Annotated in this window: 15 protein-coding genes; 7 read left to right on the top strand and 8 right to left on the bottom strand. The window is 38.3% G+C overall.

Features of this window, described 5'->3' with window-relative positions; all coding sequences use genetic code 11:
- Positions 1 to 16 precede the first annotated feature (16 nt).
- From clpX to fabZ, 3 genes are read right to left on the bottom strand one after another with little or no spacing between them, the layout of a single operon-like run.
- Positions 17 to 1,363, bottom strand: coding sequence for an ATP-dependent protease ATP-binding subunit ClpX (gene clpX, locus H7N69_RS06985; protein WP_053577584.1), 1,347 nt, complete (start codon positions 1,361 to 1,363; stop codon positions 17 to 19).
- A gap of 1 nt (position 1,364) precedes the next feature.
- Complete coding sequence (lpxA, locus tag H7N69_RS06980) at positions 1,365 to 2,177, bottom strand: acyl-ACP--UDP-N-acetylglucosamine O-acyltransferase (RefSeq protein ID WP_050852887.1); 813 nt, start codon at positions 2,175 to 2,177, stop codon at positions 1,365 to 1,367.
- 2 nt (positions 2,178 to 2,179) lie between these two features.
- Positions 2,180 to 2,659: a 3-hydroxyacyl-ACP dehydratase FabZ gene (fabZ, locus tag H7N69_RS06975; protein WP_000438088.1), complete on the bottom strand. Its 480-nt coding sequence runs from the start codon at positions 2,657 to 2,659 to the stop codon at positions 2,180 to 2,182.
- 46 nt (positions 2,660 to 2,705) lie between these two features.
- On the opposite strand from fabZ, the gene H7N69_RS08105 reads away from it, so the two are divergent.
- Entirely contained in the window at positions 2,706 to 2,879 is a 174-nt protein-coding gene (locus H7N69_RS08105) for a flavoprotein oxidoreductase (RefSeq protein WP_120939176.1), read from the top strand.
- Here H7N69_RS08105 and fliW read toward each other — a convergent pair.
- Positions 2,840 to 3,229 (bottom strand): flagellar assembly protein FliW, encoded by a 390-nt coding sequence (fliW, locus tag H7N69_RS06970; protein ID WP_001874006.1) that lies wholly within the window; start codon positions 3,227 to 3,229, stop codon positions 2,840 to 2,842. The genes H7N69_RS08105 and fliW overlap by 40 nt on opposite strands.
- A 217-nt stretch (positions 3,230 to 3,446) precedes the next feature.
- Between fliW and H7N69_RS06965 the strand changes: the two genes are divergently transcribed.
- The 4 genes from H7N69_RS06965 to H7N69_RS06950 are packed head-to-tail and all read left to right on the top strand — an operon-like array spanning position 3,447 to position 7,663.
- On the top strand, positions 3,447 to 3,590 hold the full coding sequence (locus H7N69_RS06965) for a hypothetical protein (protein ID WP_187885218.1): 144 nt from the start codon (positions 3,447 to 3,449) through the stop codon (positions 3,588 to 3,590).
- Between the two features lie 42 nt (positions 3,591 to 3,632).
- The gene (locus H7N69_RS06960; RefSeq protein ID WP_021177388.1) at positions 3,633 to 4,295 is read left to right on the top strand and encodes an outer membrane protein assembly factor BamD; all 663 of its coding nucleotides are present in this window, start codon (positions 3,633 to 3,635) and stop codon (positions 4,293 to 4,295) included.
- A 42-nt stretch (positions 4,296 to 4,337) separates the two neighbouring features.
- The gene (gene lon / locus H7N69_RS06955) at positions 4,338 to 6,827 is read left to right on the top strand and encodes an endopeptidase La (RefSeq protein ID WP_187885217.1); all 2,490 of its coding nucleotides are present in this window, start codon (positions 4,338 to 4,340) and stop codon (positions 6,825 to 6,827) included.
- Between the two features lie 8 nt (positions 6,828 to 6,835).
- Positions 6,836 to 7,663 carry a prephenate dehydrogenase gene (locus tag H7N69_RS06950; protein ID WP_187885216.1) on the top strand — a complete coding sequence of 276 codons (828 nt, stop codon included), beginning with the start codon at positions 6,836 to 6,838 and terminating at the stop codon, positions 7,661 to 7,663.
- A 330-nt stretch (positions 7,664 to 7,993) separates the two neighbouring features.
- Here the strand turns inward: H7N69_RS06950 and H7N69_RS06945 are convergent, their stop codons facing one another.
- The 4 genes from H7N69_RS06945 to H7N69_RS06935 all read right to left on the bottom strand — a co-directional run bounded on the left by H7N69_RS06945 (position 7,994) and on the right by H7N69_RS06935 (position 13,237).
- Entirely contained in the window at positions 7,994 to 8,857 is an 864-nt protein-coding gene (locus H7N69_RS06945) for a DNA/RNA non-specific endonuclease (protein ID WP_000688824.1), read from the bottom strand.
- A 123-nt stretch (positions 8,858 to 8,980) separates the two neighbouring features.
- The gene (locus H7N69_RS06940) at positions 8,981 to 10,435 is read right to left on the bottom strand and encodes a site-specific DNA-methyltransferase (protein WP_415751419.1); all 1,455 of its coding nucleotides are present in this window, start codon (positions 10,433 to 10,435) and stop codon (positions 8,981 to 8,983) included.
- Positions 10,436 to 10,541: 106 nt separating this feature from the next.
- Positions 10,542 to 10,865 carry a site-specific DNA-methyltransferase gene (locus H7N69_RS08180; protein WP_232260223.1) on the bottom strand — a complete coding sequence of 108 codons (324 nt, stop codon included), beginning with the start codon at positions 10,863 to 10,865 and terminating at the stop codon, positions 10,542 to 10,544.
- Complete coding sequence (locus H7N69_RS06935) at positions 10,859 to 13,237, bottom strand: DEAD/DEAH box helicase family protein (protein WP_232260222.1); 2,379 nt, start codon at positions 13,235 to 13,237, stop codon at positions 10,859 to 10,861. The genes H7N69_RS08180 and H7N69_RS06935 overlap by 7 nt, the downstream gene beginning before the upstream one ends.
- Positions 13,238 to 13,609: 372 nt before the next feature.
- On the opposite strand from H7N69_RS06935, the gene H7N69_RS06930 reads away from it, so the two are divergent.
- Positions 13,610 to 14,458, top strand: a complete 849-nt coding sequence (locus H7N69_RS06930) for a biotin synthase (RefSeq protein WP_187885215.1) — start codon at positions 13,610 to 13,612, stop codon at positions 14,456 to 14,458.
- Positions 14,458 to 15,336, top strand: coding sequence for a YihY/virulence factor BrkB family protein (locus tag H7N69_RS06925; RefSeq protein ID WP_187885214.1), 879 nt, complete (start codon positions 14,458 to 14,460; stop codon positions 15,334 to 15,336). The genes H7N69_RS06930 and H7N69_RS06925 overlap by 1 nt, the downstream gene beginning before the upstream one ends.
- Positions 15,337 to 15,596 lie beyond the last annotated feature (260 nt).

Raw genomic sequence — 15,596 nt, 5'->3', positions numbered from 1 at the left:
TTTATAAGCGTATTCCTTAAGGAAGAATTTTAGAATGCGTTTTAGCAATGATCAAAGGTTCAGCCTGTTTCAAAACACAATCTTTGGTGATACGCACTTCCGATCCCTTAAGCTTGGGTAAATCAAACATAATATCCAAACAAAAATCTTCAATGATCGCCCTTAAGCCCCTAGCCCCGGTTTTTCTTTCTAATGCGAGTTTAGCGATTTCTTTAATCGCTTCTTCTTCAAAGATCAAATCCACTTCATCCATTTTGAAAAGCTGCTGGTATTGCTTGATTAGGGCGTTTTTAGGTTTTTGTAAAATATCCACCATCGCTTCTAAACTGATGCTATCTAGCGTGCTTAAAACCGGCAAGCGGCCAATAAGCTCAGGGATAAGCCCATAAGTTACTAAGTCGTGGGTTTGGACTAAATGCAAGATCGCTTCTTGCTCTTTTTTGCTCATCTTTTCTTGAGTGAAACCCAACACATTTTGCGTGGTGCGTTTTTTAATGATTTCAGCCAACCCGTCAAACGCTCCGGCACAAATGAATAAAATATCGCTCGTGTCAATTTGAATGAAATTGCCCTCAGGGTGCTTTCTGCCGCCTTTGGGGGGGATATTCACCAAAGAGCCTTCAACGATTTTCAACAACGCTTGCTGAACGCCCTCGCCAGAAACGTCTCTAGTGATGGAGCGGTTTTCTGACAGACGGCTGATTTTATCAATTTCATCAATAAACACAATGCCTTTTTGGGCTTTTTGAACATTCCAATCGCTCGCTTGCAACAATCTTGTAAGGATATTTTCCACATCTTCGCCCACATAACCCGCTTCAGTTAGGCTGGTCGCATCGCTAATGGCGATAGGGATATCCAAATGCTTGGCGAGAGTTTGTGCCATTAAAGTTTTGCCTGATCCTGTAGGGCCGATCAGTAAAATATTAGACTTGCTCAACTCCACTTCTTCTAAATGTTCCAACTCCACATTGCTGTCTTGGTTGTCTTGTTTTTTGAGTTTTTCTTTAAAAGATAAGCGTTTGTAATGGTTATACACGGCTACGGAAAAAACCTTTTTGGCCTGCTCTTGCCCTATCACATAATTGTCTAAAACCGCCTTAAGCTCTTTAGGGGCTGGAATGCGAGAGAGCAAAAACTCTTCTTCATAAGCGCTGGATTCCATTCTCCTCAATCGGTCTCTTTTGAGCGTTAATAAAGAATCCATTCTGTCGTATTTGTGCAATTCCCCATGCATCACATCTATACAATATTCGCACACGCACACATCTTTATTGAGATTGCTCGCAAAAATAATGCGGCGTTTTTTGGGATCTCTGGATTCTGGTTTTTTGCAAAAACTGCAATAAAGCGTTTCGTTCATGTTATTCCTCTTGTTTTTCTTCGCTAGAATATTCGCTTGACTTATACGCCACGCCCCTAGAACTCTCTAAAATAAAAGAGCAAATCTCTTTTACAAAAGGGTTATTGGCATGCTCTTCTAACTCTAATTTAGCGCTCTCTCTTAAAGAGGGGATAGGGCGGAACAACCTTTTATAAAGCGCATAAATAAAATCAATATCCTTACTCTCTAGTAATTGGCGCATCCTGTGGCGGTTTAACCCCCTAATAAAAGCGCGATTGCCCTCTACGGTGCAATAAGGAGGCACATCTTTGCCTAAAGCGCTCTTACCGGCTATCATGCACCCTTTAGCGATACGCACAAACTGATGGATTGCAGTAAGACCGCCAATATTGACATAATCGCCTATTTCAATATGCCCTGCTAAAGTTACGCCATTAGCCAAAATGCAATGGCTGCCAATCACGCAATCATGAGCGACATGCACATAAGCCATGAGCAGGTTTTTATCCCCAATAAGGGTTTTTTTAATCCCCCCTTCAGTGCCGGGATTTATCATGCAAAATTCACGAATAAGGTTGTCTTCTCCAACAATCAGTTCGCTGTATTCGCCCTTGTATTTTAAATCTTGAGGCTGTGTGCCTAACACGGCAAAAGGGAAAATTTCGGTGTTTTTCCCAATGAAAGTATGCCCTTGTAAGGTTACATTGTTATGGAGTTTCACGCCATCATTGAGCTTAATATGATCCCCAATAACGCAAAATTCCCCAATCTCTACGCCCTTGCCTATCTCAGCTTTAGGAGAGATGATGGCTGTTTTTGCAATCTTACTCATTTTTATTCTCTCTCTGCGATCATGGCTTTTAATTCGGCTTCAGCGACCACTTTGCCATCCACTTGAGCCGTGCCGCCCACTTGCCAAATCATGCCCTTATGCTTTAAGACTTCTAAATGGTATTCTAATCTGTCGCCTGGGGTTACAGGAATGCGGAATTTAACCTTATCAATCGTCATGAAATACACGATTTTTGTTTTGGCTATTTCAGGGTCAAACCCCCACAAGCTAGTGAAGGCTAAAAACCCTCCGCTTTGCGCCATGCCCTCTACGATTAAAACGCCCGGGAAAATGGGTTTATTGGGAAAATGCCCGTTAAACACATCTTCATTAAAAGTGATATTCTTATAAGCGACAATTTTTTGATTGGCTTGTAACTCTGTAATTCTATCCACTAAGAGCATGGGATAGCGGTGAGGTAAAATCTGTAAGATATGCTCTATAAAAAATTGAGATTGTAAGTTTTGATGGCTTTGTTCCATAAAATAAACTCCTTGTTTTGGTTCAACTAAAGCGCTATTTTTAGCGTTGGTTATTCTAAAAAATAACCGCTATTATACCATAAGAAAACCGCTCGCTTGTATTTGCAAAAACACCGATGCATTGCGCCATAAGTTTAAAGAAACGCTTTATTCAAACACCGCTCATGCATTATTCATATATCATTCATGCGTGTGGCTTAGAATATTCTCTCTTAAATGATAGTGTGGGTATTTGTTAGAATCCAAAACCACTTGCCCCATGAGCTGCTTGTCCAAATTGAAAATTAAAGGGGCTAAATAATTCACGGTGGAAAGCTCAATGGGGGTTTGAACCACCATGATATTAGCGACTAGAACGCTCTTGGCTCCCTCTAATTCTAAAAGGATTTTTAAGGGGGTAGGCACTTCAAATTCGTATTTTCTTAAAGCAAAGGGATTAACCAGCGTGAAAGACACCACGGAATTCTCTTCTGCGCTATTCAAACGCAAAAAGATTTCATCAATCTTTTGCAAACGCATTTTATGAATGGTTTCAAACCCCAATATAGGCGCTTTTACATCAAAAATCATAGGCGATTGCATTCCCTTTAAAAAAGCACAAAATCTTCTCCTTAAAGAATAAAAGACCGCCTTAAAACCAGCGCTCAATGATTTCTAAACTAAAAATCTGTATTATATCAAACAATTTTGGTAAAATCAATTTTTACTAGTTTTGGGTATAATCCCAATAACTTAAACATGATGGAAGTTTAACTGAATCATTATAAAATATAATAAGGAGTAAGAAATGATCAAAATAAAACCACAAATCAAGAAAAACAATCCTAGTAAATCTCATTATAGCGATGGGTGGCACCTTTTTGGCGCGGTGTGCATGATTGGAGAAATGGCGCTTACGCTATTGGGTGGGGCTAAGAATAAGAAAAAATAACCATGAGTGGTTCAAAAATTTAATTTTTATAAGACAGGTGGCATGCGTTTAAAACATTTTAAGACATTCCTTTTTGTCGCAATGGCGGTGATTGTGATAGGTACTGGTTGCGCGAACAAAAAGAAAAAAAAAGATGAATACAACAAACCGGCGATCTTTTGGTATCAAGGGATTTTAAGAGAAATCCTTTTTGCTAATTTAGAAACAGCGGACAATTACTATTCTTCCTTACAAAGCGAACACATCAATTCCCCCCTTGTCCCAGAAGCCATGCTAGCTTTAGGGCAGGCACACATGAAAAAGAAAGAGTATGTTTTAGCGTCTTTTTACTTTGATGAATACATCAAGCGCTTTGGGACTAAGGACAATGTGGATTATTTGACTTTTTTAAAGTTGCAATCGCATTATTACGCTTTCAAAAACCATTCTAAAGACCAGGAATTTATCTCTAATTCTATTGTGAGTTTAGGCGAATTTATAGAAAAATACCCTAACAGCCGTTACCGCCCCTATGTAGAATACATGCAAATCAAATTCATTTTAGGGCAAAATGAGCTCAATCGTGCGATCGCGAATGTCTATAAAAAACGCCACAAGCCTGAGGGCGTGAAACGCTATTTAGAAAGGATAGATGAGACTTTAGAAAAAGAGACTAAACCCAAACCATCGCACATGCCTTGGTATGTGTTAATTTTTGATTGGTAGGATATTTCAAAACCATACAAATTTATAACAGAGAGATGAAAAATGACTGAAGATTTTCCTAAAATTCTGCCTTTATTGGTAGAAGAAGACACTTTTTTATACCCCTTTATGATAGCCCCTATTTTTTTGCAAAATAACGCGAGCATTAAGGCGGTGGCTTACGCTAAAAACAATAAATCATTAGTCTTTATTGCATGCCAAAAAGACAAATTGAATGACAATGAAGCCCCTTATTATGACGTGGGGGTGATAGGCTCTGTCATGCGTGAAGCCAACATGCCTAATGGGCGCGTGAAATTGCTCTTTAATGGCATCGCTAAGGGGCGTATTTTAGAGCCTGCTAAAGAAAACGAGCAAGGCTTTTTAGAAGCTCAAATAAGCCCTATTGAATATTTAGAATACGATAAAGAAAACATTCAAGCGATCGTGGAAGTGTTAAAAGAAAAGGTGATCACTCTAGCCAATGTCAGCTCGCTCTTCCCCCCGGATTTGATCAAGGCTTTAGAAGACAATGACGATCCTAACCGCATCGCTGATTTAATCGCAGCGGCCTTGCATTTAAAAAAAGATCAAGCGTATTCTCTTTTTGCCAACAACAACACCGAACAGCGCTTGTTGGATTTGATTGATATTGTGATAGAAGAAACTAAAACCCAAAAGCTCCAAAAAGAAATCAAGTCCAAAGTCCATCAAAAAATGGAGCAAACCAATAAGGAATATTTCTTAAAAGAGCAGCTCAAACAAATCCAAAAAGAGCTTGGCACAGACAAACAGCGAGATGAAGATTTAAACCAATACTGCCAAAAACTAGAAAGCATCAAGCCTTTTTTGAAAGAAGAAGCGTTTAAGGAAATCAAAAAGCAAATTGACCGGCTGAGCCGAACCCATGCAGACAGCTCTGATAGCGCGACTTTACAAAATTATATTGAAACCATGTTAGATGTGCCTTTTGGGCAATACGGGAAAAAAGCGCTTGACATTAAGCATGTGAGAGAACAACTAGACAAGGATCATTATTCCTTAAAAAGGCCTAAAGAGCGTATTGTAGAATACTTTGCCACCATGCAGCTTTTAGAAATGCGCCACAAGAAAAAGCAAGAAAAAAAAGACAAAACAAAAGGCACGATTTTATGCTTTTATGGGCCTCCTGGCGTGGGTAAAACGAGTTTGGCTAATTCCATCGCTAAAGCGATAGAGCGCCCTTTAGTTCGGATCGCTTTAGGGGGATTAGAAGACGTGAATGAATTAAGAGGGCACAGACGCACTTATATAGGCTCCATGCCCGGGCGCATTGTCCAAGGGCTTATTGAAGCCAAAAAGATGAATCCGGTCATGGTTTTAGATGAAATTGATAAGGTGGATAGGAGCGTTAGGGGCGATCCAGCGAGCGCTTTATTAGAGATTTTAGACCCTGAGCAAAATATTGCCTTTAGGGATCATTATGCGAATTTCAGCATTGACTTGTCGCAAGTGATTTTTATCGCTACCGCTAATAATATTGACAGAATCCCGGCCCCTTTAAGAGACAGAATGGAATTTATTAGCGTGTCCAGCTACACGCCTAGCGAAAAAGAAGAGATCGCTAAAAACTACCTCATCCCCCAAGAATTAGAAAAGCACGCCCTAAAACCTAGCGAAGTGGATATTAGCCATGAGTGTTTGAAACTCATTATTGAAAAATACACCAGAGAAGCGGGCGTTAGGGATTTACGAAGACAAATCGCAACGATTATGCGTAAAGCGGCTTTAAAATACCTAGAAGATAACCCATACAAAAAAGGGCGAGCCAAAAAAGGCGAGGATCAAAAAAGCAAAAACAAAGAAAACGAAAAAAGAGGCGAGAACAAAGATTTCTGCGTCTCTATCACGCCTGATAACCTTAAAGAGTATTTAGAACGCATGGTGTTTGAAATTGACCCCATAGATGGAGAAAATAAAATCGGTATCGTCAATGGTTTGGCATGGACTCCAGTGGGCGGTGATGTGCTTAAAATTGAAGCGGTTAAGATCAGGGGTAAGGGAGAATTGAAACTCACCGGGAGCTTAGGCGATGTGATGAAAGAATCCGCCATTATTGCCTTTTCTGTTGTCAAAGCCTTATTGGATAACGAAACCTTAAAAGCGCCTAAAATCTCTAACGAAACCGATGCAGAGGGTAAGAAAAAGAAAAAAGCGCTGAAAGTTTATAACGCTTATGATTTGCATTTGCATGTCCCTGAGGGGGCTACGCCCAAAGACGGCCCGAGCGCTGGGATCGCTATGGCGAGCGTGATGGCGAGCATTTTGTGCGACCGAGCTACAAGAAGCGAAGTGGCAATGACGGGCGAATTGACTTTGAGCGGGGAAGTTTTACCCATAGGAGGGTTGAAAGAAAAGTTGATCGCCGCTTTTAAAGCCGGCATTAAAACCGCTCTCATTCCTGTTAAAAATTACGAAAGGGATTTAGACGAGATCCCTGCTGAAGTGCGAGAGAATTTAAACATCGTTGCGGTGAAAAATATCGCTGAAGTGTTAGAAAGAACCTTACTTTAGAAGTTGGCATGAAAGCAGGCATTATTGGTTTAGGGCTTATGGGGGGCAGTTTAGGGCTAGCCTTACAAGAATGGGGGCGTTTTAAAAGCGTTATAGGCTATGATCATAACGCTTTGCATGCCAAATTGGCTTTGACTTTGGGGCTTGTAGATGAATGCGTGGGATTTGAAAAGATTTTAGAATGCGATGTGATTTTTTTAGCCATTCCGGTTGAGGGCATCATTGGATGTTTGAAAAAAATGACCTCTATCAAAAAAAGCGCGACGATTATTGATTTAGGGGGGGCAAAAGCGCAAATCCTTCACAATGTCCCTAAAAGCATCCGTCAAAATTTCATCGCCGCGCACCCCATGTGTGGGACAGAGTTTTATGGCCCTAAAGCGAGCGTTAAGGGGCTGTATGAAAACGCTTTGGTGATATTGTGCGATTTAGAAGATTCAGGGACTGAACAAGTAGAGATCGCTAAAGAAATCTTTTTAGGCATTAAAGCGCGCTTGATTAAAATGAAATCCAACGAGCATGACACCCATGTGGCTTATATCAGCCATTTACCCCATGTTTTGAGCTACGCTCTAGCTAATAGCGTTTTAAAGCAAAACGACCCAGAGATGATTTTATCCTTAGCGGGTGGGGGGTTTAGGGACATGAGCCGTTTGTCTAAAAGCTCGCCTTTAATGTGGAAGGATATTTTCAAACAGAACCGAGACAATGTCTTAGAAGCGATTGAAAAATGCGAAAAAGAAATCGTGCAAGCTAAGGCTTGGATAGAAAATAACGATTATGAAAGCCTTGCAGAATGGATGGCGCAAGCGAACAAACTCCAGGAGTTCATGTAAAAAATTAAAATTTGCATATTGTTGTTTTTAGGGGTGCGAGAAGCGAAATGGGGTATTTGGATTGTTTTTATGGATTATAGGCTGTTTCATATGGATAGCGTGGATTAACAAATCAGCACTATAAGAGGTTATCTTAAACCCGGATTCATTGTTGTGTTTGCCATAATTGTAATAATAATTTCATCTCATTCCTCCAACGCCTATAAAACCCTTATCGCTTCCAATAAAAAACCAGTTTTAAGCCGTTTAGGGATTTGATTCCTTAAACCTTTTTATCCAAAATACCGGTGTTTTTACGGGTATTTTATAGTGGTATTTTAAGAGCAGTTTTTAATATTTCTTAGAATTATTCATGTATTTGGGCAATTCATTCAACTCAGCGTTTTTATTGTTCTTAAAAACCACTTGCTTTTCAACTCGTTCATATTCTTTACAATCTCTTCTCATTTCTTGTAAGGGGTATTTTTGGTTGTCATTAGGGATATAAAAGCATTCGCTTTTAGCGTTTTCATAGCTATCCGTTAGGCTTATATCATAATGATACCAAAATCCGCTAGGGATAGCGATATTCTTAGAGCTAAAAGTCCTATAACCTTGTTTGATGATGGTGAGTTCTTCTACTAAAACTTGATGGTATTTTTTAGCTAAATTACGGCCCTCTTTTTCCACCAATAAAACAGAATGCCTGTTGGTGTTTTTGGCTTCAGGGGTGATATTAGTCATTCTGTAAGTCTCTCTTAAAGGATTAGAGGCAAAATCAAAAGAAGCGTCATTCGCCACAAAATGCCCCCTATCAAAACCGCTTCTTGTGTAATCTTGTGTAACGGCTTGTTGGTATTCGGCTAATCGTGTGTCCGGCTTAAACTCATAGCGTTTTTCAATATTGTTTTTATCCACTAAATCCCCAAACAACACGCTCACGCCATAAATAGGGTTTTTTAATTCGCTAGAATAACACACCGAATAGAAGTTATTTTTTAAGACCTTGCAATCAATGTTAGTGAGCATGCCATTAGCGTTATGAGTGGGATTGTGGTTTTTAGTAGGATTAGCGCTATTGACTTGATCTTTGATTTCATTAAGCTTTTTAGCGGTGTAGCTGTTAATAGCCTTAGTGAAATTATCCAACATGTCCGCTTGGAGCCAACTCATAGCGATCAAACTGAAACAGAGCCAGTTTTTAAAAATTTTCATGTTTCACTCCCTTTTTGATTGGCTTGAATACTACAACAATATTTTTAATAGTTTATTTTTACCCGCTAAATAGCCTAGCACGTAGCGTTTTGATGCGTTAAATCGTGCGTTGAATGATTAAACTTAAGAATAAAAAATTTCATTGTATTTTTTGGTGATCTCATCTATCTCCCATGCGTCTTCGTCAATATCGCCCAAGTTTAAATAGTCTTCATTAGAGTCTAAAGAAGCGCAACATTTTCTTTTTTGCTCGTTTAAATCTAAATTGTGGAACTCTTCGCTATGGATTTCACCCATCTTATTATCAGTGCGTTTTAAAACGCACGCATTTAGCGCGTTAAAGATTTTTAGGCATTCATCGACGCTTTTAGCGTTAAGGATTTGTTTTTTAATTCCTAAATTCACTTCTTTCAATTCAGCATAAACAAAACTCCCACCCCCTTTAAAATCGCATTTTTTAGAAATGCCCCCTTGCTCGCCCTCTATGACTTTTTTTAACCTTTCTTTAGTGATAGTTTCTATATAGTCCATTTGTTCGATGCCTATGTAGCGGCGTTTCATCTTGTGCGCCACCGCGCAAGTCGTCCCGCTCCCAGCAAAAAAATCCAACACGAGATCGTTTTCTTGGGTGGAAAAATTTAAAATGTCCATAATCAACGCTTCAGGTTTTGAATAAGTAAAATTTAATTGCATTTCTTTTATATGTCTGTTGGATTGCGTATTTGAGTGTTTTTCAATAAGTGCCATAGGTTGTAAAGTGCGTGGTTTAATATTTCCGTCGCTATCACAATTCAAATATTGCTTAGTATAAATATTCCATTCGCCATTAGAGTTTTCTTTTATTTCTATAAAATCATTTTTTAAACCCCACTCTAATTTTTCCTTACTCCATCTCCATCTCCATCCCCAATCCTTAATCCTTGCCTTGCCATTCTGTCTATCTAACCATTGATCATAATCTCCGCCCGCATAAAATGTTTTTCCCTCTAATTCTATGGGATAATCTAGTGATTTAATCCACCCTAAACTTCCGGAGTCTAGTTTGATTAACTGATATTTTCCTCTTGTATTTTCATGTTTATCGCTACATTTATAACGATCAATATCTTCAACGGCTTGTCCGTAAATAATAGTTTGCTCTTTATTTTTAGCGAAACAATGGATATATTCGTGTTTTTGTCTAAAATGCTTGCTATCGCTTTTTCCACCCCCCTCCTTGTTAGCCCAAATAATGCTCGCCACAAAATTCTCTCTAAGAAAAATCTCATCCATTAAAACTTTTAAATAAGCCTGTTCGTTGTCGTCGCATTGCACAAAAATCACGCCATCATCGCTTAAAAATTCCCTAGCTGCTTCAAGCCTGTTTTTCATAAACACTAGCCATGAGCTGTGGTTAAAATTATCGTTGTAATTAAAGCTGTCATTACCCGTATTATAAGGGGGGTCAATGTAGATGCATTTCACTTTTTTAGCGAATTTCTTTTTTAAAGAATAAAGAGCGATCAAGTTATTCCCTTTGATAAGGTAGTTCGTGTTTTCATCTTTTAAAGCATTTTTTAGATCGCCTTGTCCATGCATTTCAAAACGGCACAACGCTTTCGGGCTTAAAAGCGTGTCAATTTCGTTTTTATGCAATATTTCATGGTAAAAAAGCTCGTCAGATTTGGTGCTGTTATCTTTAGCGTTACCGAAAAACATTGTCTTTAAAAGGGAAATGCAAAACGACGGATCCGCTAGATTTTAAAAATAAGCCTATTTTATTTTTAAATCGCGTGAAAGAGCGGTCTAATTCTTTTGTTTCTAAACATTCCAATAACGCCTTTTCATTGAATACGAGCGAATTAGCGATCATTTTAAAAAAGTGTTTTTTATAGTCGTTAGCGTTTTCATGCTCAAGCATGAAGGTTAAAAGCTTTTCATCATGTTGTAAGATTAAAGTAACTAAGCGTTCTTTAGTGAAATGATTGATTAAAGCATCTAGTAGGGTTTTGAGTGGGGTTTTTAACATTCTTTGTCCTTAAAAGTTTGATTAAAAGCGGTTTTAAAATCGCCATTCACTACGCTATTATGGAGCGTGAAAAACGGCAAGCCTTTTAAATGGAGTTTTTTGTCATGGCTTTTAAGCGTGGCGTTCTCTAGCATTTCTAAAAATTCTTTTTTCCAAGCGTTAGAAGGCTCTAAATGTTCGCCTTTAGCTTCCATATAACAAGTGAAGCCTAAAAATTCATCTTCATGCGTTTGAGCAAAAAGGATAAAATCCGGCTCAAAACCTTGCGCGTAAAAGGGGCTGTCTTCTATGTTGCAAAAAACTTTTAATTCAGTGAAATGATCGTTCCTTAAAACGCACCATTCTTTGAATTTCTTGTCTAAAATCTCTTTATGGTCGTTGATAAAACCTAAAAACTCCCTTTCTAAATCGCTGTCTAGTTTTCGCATGTCCTTAAAAAGCAGCCATTCATAGGGGGGAATGTTTTTTTCCCATTCACTAGCGCTAAGGCTTTTATTATGCGTTTCAAATTCTTTTAGTTCTAACGCGCTCACCTCGTATTTATCTTGCTCTTTTAAAAGCGTGTCTTTTAAGTTTTCAATGATATAAACAGCGAGTTTTAAAAGGATTTTGTTGTCGTCAAACTTTTGGCTTTTATGGAAGTTTGTTTTCAATGGCGAAATATATTGCTCTATAAATCCCACTTTATTGTTAAAGGCATGTTTTTTAAAGGCTTTTTTAAGCGTTTTGAAATCCAGGTTTTTTAAATTAAGGGCTTTTAAAAAATAATTTATGGGGATTTTATCTAAGGTGTGGGGTATATAATAAGTTCTATCGCCTTTATTTTCTTCTTTAAAATCCACTTTCTTTTCACGCACAATAAAGCCAAATAAGGGGACATGCAAACTTTGGAGTGTGGCTTCAACAGGGCCTGAATAATCCATACTAAATAAGTTTTTCTTTTTGTCTTTTGTGTTGCTCGCATAGTAGCATTTGAAACGCTTGGTGGGCGTTAAAGGGATAGTCTGTTTTTCATTTACAAATCCTAATCCTAAATCTTGTAACTCGTTGTTTAATTTAGCGATAATCTCGCTGTCATAAACGGCATGGTAGTCTAACCTCTCTAGCGCGCTTAAGGGATTAAAAAGATCAAACTTGCGTTGGTAAAACTCTATGCGGCCTGGCTTGAAATCGTTATAGCTAAAGGGGTAGTATCTCGCCCCTCGCCCTATGAGCTGGGCGTCTTTAATGGTGTCTTTTTGACTCGCTTTGTTTTTAAGCCTGACAATGTCAAACAAATTTAACACATCCCAGCCTTCATTGAGCTTATCCACGCTAAAAATCACTCTTTTAGGGTTGTCTCTGTCTTCTAGGGAGTTTAATAAAAGCATGCTCTTTTCTAATTCTTTTTCATTATTGGTGTTGATTTGAACGCTTTCTTTGAATTTATTTTGTAGAAGCGCGACAAGGTTAGGGGTGTATTTTTGCTCATCAAAAAAGCTTTTAGCGGCTTTAAAAAAAGCGTTGCGGCTGTGATTGAAAAAATTTTCTAAATCTAAAGGGCTTAAATTTTCTAAAAAGGCGTTGAAGCGCTCTTGATTTTCTTTGCTGTCTTCAATCCTCTCGCTTTTAAACAAAATGCATGGTTTAAAGTTTTCAATATTATGGTGTTGGGCTAATAATTCTTTATACAAACTGGAAACGCATGCCCCTAAAAAGCGCGTTTCTAATTCTTTATTTTCATAGGAAAGGGAGTAGATGTTTTTGCAAAATTTATCCTCGCTAAATTCTTTTAAGGTGTAGGTGATCGCCTTTAAATTTTCATATTTGTCTTTAACGCTTTTTTCATTAGGGATAGTGGCACTAAATTCCAGCAATAAATTGTCTTTATTTTGTTCTAGGGCTAATTTCACCACGCTTTCCCAGTTGCGTTTTTCACTAGCTTCACTATCATTTAATTTCTTTTTAGTCTCTGTGTTTAAGTGGTGCGCTTCATCCGCTAAAAAAACTAATTTTTGATCTTTTAAATCCTCTAGGGTGATAGCGTTTTCTTTAGCTCTAGTGAATAATGAAAACAAGCCTTGAATGGTGCTAAAATAAATATTGATAGCGTTGCTGTGGCTCTCGTTTAAATTATTGATGCTTTTAATTTCTATATTTTCATCATTGATATTGATATTCTCGCTAAAAAGGTATTTTGACGAAGCGCTGTCTGTAAAATTCAATTTCGTTTTTTCTAAAATGCTAGCGCTATTCACAAAAAAGATGAAGTTTTGATAGCCTTGCTTGTAGCATTCTAAAATCAAACCCGCCATCACTAAGGTTTTACCGCTACCGGTCGCCATTTCAAACATGAAATGCTTTTGAGTGGGGTTAAATTGGCGTTTTTCCAAATAACTATATATTGCTTGCTTTTGGTAACCTCTAAGCTCTTTTTTTAAATTACTGGTGATGTGGGTGGGTAGCTCTATTTCTTTATTATTGGGCGCGTTATTTGGCGTGCGATCTTTTATCGCTGATTGGGGGGGGGGGGGTAACAGGTGCGAATGAATCTTGCATGAAATCCCTTAAGTGAAAAGTTAAGGGAATTATAGCGTAAAGTTTTGAGATTAATTTTAAGGGTGTAAGCGAACAATTGAATGAAAATCAGATAAAGTTTTAGTTTTAATATTTAATGGAATAAAGCCTTTAAAATCAAAAGCGCTTCTTTTTCTTTGCTATAATCAATCTAAAAAAACCAACTTTTTTAAAACAAAGGAATGATCATGCAAGAGATTTTTTTATGTTCCATTTCCAATGTGCGCAGTGGGGATTGTAAGGAAGATTGCGCTTATTGCACGCAAAGCTCGCACCACCAAGGAGCGATCAAGCGCTATAAATTTAAAGATGAAAAAGTGGTTTTACAAGAGGCTAGAGCGTTAAGGGAATTAGGGGCTTTAGGGTTTTGTCTGGTTACTTCAGGGCGCGAATTAGACGATGAAAAATGCGAATACATCGCCAAATTAGCAAAAGCCATCAACAAAGAAGAATTAGGCTTGCATCTAATCGCATGCTGCGGGCGCGCGGATTTGAATCAGCTAGAGTTTTTAAGAGATGCGGGCATCCACAGCTATAACCACAATTTAGAGACTTCGCAAAATTTTTTCCCTAAAATTTGCACCACGCACACATGGGAAGAAAGGTTTATCACATGCGAAAACGCTTTAAGGGCGGGGTTGGGCTTGTGCAGTGGGGGGATTTTTGGGCTTAATGAGAGCTGGGAAGATCGGATTGAAATGCTTAGGGCGTTAGCTTCGCTCTCCCCGCACACCACGCCGATTAATTTTTTCATTAAAAACCCGGTATTGCCCATTGAGGCGGAGACTTTAAGCGCGGATGAAGCCCTAGAATGCGTGCTTTTGGCTAAAGAGTTTTTGCCTAACGCTAGGCTTATGGTGGCTGGGGGGCGTGAAGTGGTGTTTAAGGATAACGATAAACAGGAAGCCAAGCTTTTTGAATACGGCATCAATGCGGTGGTGTTAGGGGACTATTTAACCACCAAAGGCAAAGCCCCTAAAAAAGATATAGAAAAACTGCTCTCTTACGGCTTGACAATGGCGACAAGTTGTCATTGATGAGGGAATTTTTTAAAAGCGTTAGAGGGTTTTTGAACCTTCTTAGAATGATTTTCCCCGAGCGCTTTCAAAACGCCTTTTTAGAGTTGAGCGAGTTGTTTTACTACGCTTCCAGCTTGAGTTTTTATACGATTTTGTCTTTATCGCCTATTTTGTTGTTTGTGTTCAGTCTTTTTGTGTCTCATTACTTGCAAGCGCACAGCGGTGAAATGGAAGCCTTGATTTTCCCTAACGCTCCTAAACTCATTGGCGCGATTAAGGATTTTTTAGAAAATTTTAAAAAAACAGACATGACCTTAGGCACGCTTGAAGAGGTGTCTATTGTGGTGGCGTTGGTGCTTTTTTGTGAAAATTACCGCTCCATCGCGTCAAAAATTTTTGACGCAAAGCCCAGAGATTATGCACATTTTAAGGGTAAAGAAATCTTTTTATTTTGGGGGTTTGGCACGACTTTAGTGTTTTTATTCGCTTTGCCCTTGGTGGTGTTTTTTGACATTAAGATCCAAGTGTTTTTTGAAGATAAAGATTCAAGTTTGTTGCATATTTTAAGATGGATAGGCACTTACGCGTTTTTTTTGATCCTTTTTACCATTCCTACGAATAAGGTGTTTAAACATTATTTTTGGGTGTTTTTATGGGTGTTTTTTACGAGCGTTTCTTGGCATGTGCTGAAATGGGCCTTCACCTATTATGTGTTATACAACCGCACCTACCATGAGCTGTATGGGAGCGTTTCTATTTTGTGGTTTTTGATGAGTTGGGTGTATGTGAGCTGGCTTGTGATTTTAATTGGCATGTATGGGTGTAAAATGTGCGACACGTTCGATCCTAAAGAAATGTTTAAGAAATTTTTAGGTTTTTTTAAAAAAGAAACTTGATGAAAAAAGTTTTCTTTTAGATCGGTTCTAAAAATCTAAAACACAAAAACCATAAAACCCCCCAAATCAACCCAACCCAAAAAAGTTAAAAACAAAAGAAATAAAAAAGTAACACCGGCGGAATAAAAGAATAAAAGAATAAAAGAATAAAGAATAAAGAATAAAAGAATAAACCCCTAAAACAAACAAAAACAAGCAATCAATAATGAAATCAGATAAAAAGCAAGATTGAAAAAACATTTCCCTATCCCTGCACCGAC

It is taken from the genome of Helicobacter pylori (genome assembly GCF_014497725.1).
Lineage (GTDB): Bacteria > Campylobacterota > Campylobacteria > Campylobacterales > Helicobacteraceae > Helicobacter > Helicobacter pylori_DE.
The sequence above is the reverse complement of the archived record's forward strand: the minus strand, read 5'-3'. Positions and strand labels throughout refer to the sequence as shown.

Bases quoted from the DNA above. Each gene is read 5' to 3' on its own strand.
- clpX (WP_053577584.1), bottom strand. From the start codon at position 1,363: ATGAACGAAACGCTTTATTGCAGTTTTTGCAAAAAACCAGAATCCAGA.
- lpxA (WP_050852887.1), bottom strand. From the start codon at position 2,177: ATGAGTAAGATTGCAAAAACAGCCATCATCTCTCCTAAAGCTGAGATA.
- fabZ (WP_000438088.1), bottom strand. From the start codon at position 2,659: ATGGAACAAAGCCATCAAAACTTACAATCTCAATTTTTTATAGAGCAT.
- fliW (WP_001874006.1), bottom strand. From the start codon at position 3,229: ATGATTTTTGATGTAAAAGCGCCTATATTGGGGTTTGAAACCATTCAT.
- H7N69_RS06965 (WP_187885218.1), top strand. From the start codon at position 3,447: ATGATCAAAATAAAACCACAAATCAAGAAAAACAATCCTAGTAAATCT.
- H7N69_RS06960 (WP_021177388.1), top strand. From the start codon at position 3,633: ATGCGTTTAAAACATTTTAAGACATTCCTTTTTGTCGCAATGGCGGTG.
- lon (WP_187885217.1), top strand. From the start codon at position 4,338: ATGACTGAAGATTTTCCTAAAATTCTGCCTTTATTGGTAGAAGAAGAC.
- H7N69_RS06950 (WP_187885216.1), top strand. From the start codon at position 6,836: ATGAAAGCAGGCATTATTGGTTTAGGGCTTATGGGGGGCAGTTTAGGG.
- H7N69_RS06945 (WP_000688824.1), bottom strand. From the start codon at position 8,857: ATGAAAATTTTTAAAAACTGGCTCTGTTTCAGTTTGATCGCTATGAGT.
- H7N69_RS06940 (WP_415751419.1), bottom strand. From the start codon at position 10,435: ATGCATGGACAAGGCGATCTAAAAAATGCTTTAAAAGATGAAAACACG.
- H7N69_RS08180 (WP_232260223.1), bottom strand. From the start codon at position 10,865: ATGTTAAAAACCCCACTCAAAACCCTACTAGATGCTTTAATCAATCAT.
- H7N69_RS06930 (WP_187885215.1), top strand. From the start codon at position 13,610: ATGCAAGAGATTTTTTTATGTTCCATTTCCAATGTGCGCAGTGGGGAT.
- H7N69_RS06925 (WP_187885214.1), top strand. From the start codon at position 14,458: ATGAGGGAATTTTTTAAAAGCGTTAGAGGGTTTTTGAACCTTCTTAGA.